We start from the raw sequence: 1724 nt of genomic DNA, 5'->3' as shown, positions 1-1724 counted from the left end.
CGCCGACTTCGACGCCGAGACCGCGATGAACGGTGGCCCGGCCGACATCCCCGTCGGCATGACGATCAAGGGCGACCCCGCCGAGATCGAGAAGGTGCTGGACAAGATCCGCCCGCAAATGGGTGAGGATGCCTCGCTCCTCGAGACCGAGAGCGACGACGACTCGGTCATCATCAGCCTCGATGCGGACTACCGCGCGACCCTGCTCGAGGGCGGCGACCTCGGCGCCTCCTCGGTCTACAAGTCGGTCGTGGAGGGAGCAGACGACGCGAGCGTCGTGCTCTTCGTCAACTTCGACGCGGGTGACGACTGGCTCGTCAACGTCGCCGGTGACGACGCGGAGGCGGCCGAGAACCTCGAGCCCCTCTCCGCTTTCGGCATCTCCGCGTGGCGTGACGGTGACGTGTCGCACTCGATCCTGCGACTCACCACGGACTGACGGCGGCCTGTGCTATCGGCCGATCCTGGCCGTGATCGCCTCGGTGATCGCGACCAGGTCGGCCGGAGTCAGTTCCAGGTCCAGCCCGCGGCGGCCGGCGGAGACGAAGACCGTGGCGTGGGTGAGGGCCGACTCGTCGAGCACGGTCCGGTGGCGCTTCCTCTGCCCGATCGGGGAGATGCCGCCGGCCACATACCCCGTGGCGCGCTCGGCGGCGCTCACCTCGGCCATCACGGCTCTGCTGCCGCCGAGTGTCCGGGCCAGGGCCTTCAGGTCGAGCTGACCGGCGACCGGCACGATGCCCACCACGAGAGCGCCGTCCAGGTTGGCGAGCAGGGTCTTGAAGACCCGGGCTGGGTCGACTCCGAGGGCCTCGGCGGCCTCGAGTCCGTACGACGGGGCCCGCGGGTCATGGTCGTAGGGGTGCAGCTCGAACGCGGACCCGGCCGCGATCAGCGCGAGGGTCGCCGGCGTGCCGCCACCGGTCCGCTGCTTCTTCGACATCGCGGACGCATCAGTTGGGGGACCAGGCGGTGCGCGCCACGTCGGTGGCCGGCAGCGACGGGATCACGTTGATGGCCCGCAGCTCCTCGCGCAGCAGCTGGGTCACCAGCTCCAGGCGGGCCTCGGGGCTCTCGGCCTCCAGCAGCGACTGGCGCTCGGCCATCGGCAGCGGCGCCAGCGCGGCGAGTGTCCAGGAGAGGTAGCCGGGATCGCGGGGGAGACTGCCCGAGAAGGTGGTGCCCTGCATGATGCTGATGGCGGCCTGGTAGGCGGTGAACGTCGCGCGAGCGCGGTCGTGGAGCGCCTCGCTGCCCTCGATCGGCTCGTCCGGGGAGTCCTTGACGTCGCCGTTGGCGAAGTCACCCGAGGTCTCGAGCCCACCGAGGATGATGCGATCGCGCGCAGTCGCGACGATCTCGAAGGTGCCGTCCTCATTGCTCTCGACCTCAGTCAGCTGCAGTCGCACGCCGACGCGGTAGAGCGATTGCGCGCCGTGGTCGCCCACCTCGTACCCCTCGCGGATGGCGACGCTGCCGAAGACGCGGTCGGCCGGGTCGTCGATGCTGAGGAGGTGGTGCACGAGCGCGCGGTAGCGGTCCTCGAAGACGTGCAGCGGGATCGTGACGCCGGGGAACAGCACCGTGTTGAGGGGAAACATCGGCAGCGTGTCGGTCACGCTGACAACCTAACGGGTGACCGTCAACGGTCCACCGACCGCCGGCGTTGTCGGGTCGTGCGCCGCGACTCCCTAGAATCGAGTCATGGCACAGAGCGGATTGCC

The 1724-nt window shown here is 69.8% G+C and carries 3 protein-coding genes; 1 reads left to right on the top strand and 2 read right to left on the bottom strand.

All coding sequences use genetic code 11. The features are described 5' to 3' along the window. Positions 1–439, top strand: a 439-nt coding sequence (locus RMO85_RS15695) for a hypothetical protein (protein ID WP_310529658.1), incomplete at its 5' end; no start/stop codon positions are given. A gap of 12 nt (positions 440–451) precedes the next feature. On the opposite strand, the gene ybaK is transcribed toward RMO85_RS15695, so the two are convergent. Together ybaK and RMO85_RS15685 are read right to left on the bottom strand one after the other, a co-directional pair. After that, positions 452–943 carry a Cys-tRNA(Pro) deacylase gene (ybaK, locus tag RMO85_RS15690; RefSeq protein WP_310529657.1) on the bottom strand — a complete coding sequence of 164 codons (492 nt, stop codon included), beginning with the start codon at positions 941–943 and terminating at the stop codon, positions 452–454. 10 nt (positions 944–953) lie between these two features. Beyond that, on the bottom strand, positions 954–1619 hold the full coding sequence (locus RMO85_RS15685; RefSeq protein ID WP_310529656.1) for an LON peptidase substrate-binding domain-containing protein: 666 nt from the start codon (positions 1617–1619) through the stop codon (positions 954–956). Positions 1620–1724: the final 105 nt, after the last annotated feature.

The sequence above is a fragment of the Nocardioides sp. genome, assembly GCF_031422975.1.
Classification (GTDB): domain Bacteria; phylum Actinomycetota; class Actinomycetes; order Propionibacteriales; family Nocardioidaceae; genus Nocardioides.
Note: the sequence above shows the minus strand (reverse complement) of the source record. Positions and strands in the feature narration are given on the sequence as shown.